Raw genomic sequence first — 1,330 nt, forward strand, 5'->3', positions numbered from 1 at the left:
ACCGTCGAGGATCTCGTCGGCCTCGCTCTCGAAGAGCTGCGCGACCACACCGAAGCGGAACGGGGACTCCGACACCGAACACTGCGCGCGGAACACCGTGAAGCCCAGCTCGCGGGCCATCCGCACGGTCTCGGTCAGCACGGACGTCTTGCCCATACCCACGCGGCCTTCGACGCACACGACCGAGGGCATGCCCAGCGCCGCCTCGTCGAGAACGCGCCGGATCGCCGTCAGCTCACGATTGCGGTCGGACACCACGGAACTCGTGACCGCCACCTGGATACGCCCTTTCGCCGCAACGCAGTTAGAACACGTGGCGGCGTGTTCAGGGCCGTCCTGCCTAGTCCAGCCAGGTCGATCCTATGGAGGCCACCCGGCGGACGAAAGGACTTTCGGGACCCGGAAACACCTAGAATTTCGGAGCGTCCCTCACTTGCAGGTCGAGTCGCTGGTCAGCGCGACGAACTGCTGGCTCACCCAGCGCCGGTCACTCAGCATCCGGTAGCCGTTCTCCACGCGCGCCTGAGCGTCGGCGACCGCGTCGCGCGGCATCGTCGAGACGATCGGCTGCATGTCACCCGGCCCGGAACGGACGTTCAGGATGTCCGCGGTCACGGTGATCTTGCAGATCCCCGACCCGCCGCTGTCGCCGCCCATCGGCTTGCCGCCGTTGGTCAGGTACATCACCCCGGCCACCCCGAGCACGCCAATCACGATCAATCCCCTGACCGGTACACCCAACATCGCGCTGCCTCCGCCTACCGCAACTGCCCAGACCTGCAGATATAGCGGCTGGAAGGCCCGTGTGGAGGCCTCGGCGCGGCAACCACCCGCAAGAGGAACCGACCGGGTGACGCACAACGAGAAAGGCCACCCCGGCGTGACCGGGGTGGCCTTTTCGACTGCGTGAATCAGGCGAGCGTCAGCACGAGGCTCAGAACGACGCCATCTTCTTCTTGAGGTTCTCGTCGAGCGCGGCGAGGAAGTCCTCGGTGGTCAGCCACGCCTGGTCCTTGCTGATCAGCAGGGCCAGGTCCTTGGTCATCTGACCGGCCTCGACGGTCTCGATCACGACCTCCTCGAGCGCCTCGGCGAAGCGGATCACCTCGGGGGTGTTGTCCAGCTTGCCGCGGTGCATGAGGCCACGGGTCCACGCGTAGATCGACGCGATGGGGTTCGTGGAGGTCGGCTTGCCGGCCTGGTGCTGGCGGAAGTGACGCGTCACGGTGCCGTGCGCGGCCTCGGCCTCGACCGTCTTGCCGTCCGGCGTCATCAGGACCGACGTCATCAGGCCGAGCGAGCCGAAGCCCTGCGCGACCGTGTCGGACTG

The 1,330-nt window shown here is 66.9% G+C and carries 3 protein-coding genes; all 3 read right to left on the bottom strand.

All coding sequences use genetic code 11. The features are described from left to right. Positions 1–255: AAA family ATPase (locus tag B0F77_RS44260; protein WP_143467242.1), on the bottom strand; the 255-nt coding region annotated here is incomplete at its 3' end. A gap of 174 nt (positions 256–429) precedes the next feature. After that, positions 430–714 (bottom strand): SH3 domain-containing protein, encoded by a 285-nt coding sequence (locus B0F77_RS44265; protein ID WP_143467243.1) that lies wholly within the window; start codon positions 712–714, stop codon positions 430–432. Between the two features lie 220 nt (positions 715–934). Further along, positions 935–1,330: isocitrate/isopropylmalate family dehydrogenase (locus tag B0F77_RS44270; RefSeq protein WP_245849469.1), on the bottom strand; the 396-nt coding region annotated here is incomplete at its 5' end.

Source organism: Lentzea kentuckyensis (assembly GCF_002150765.1).
GTDB lineage: Bacteria > Actinomycetota > Actinomycetes > Mycobacteriales > Pseudonocardiaceae > Lentzea > Lentzea kentuckyensis.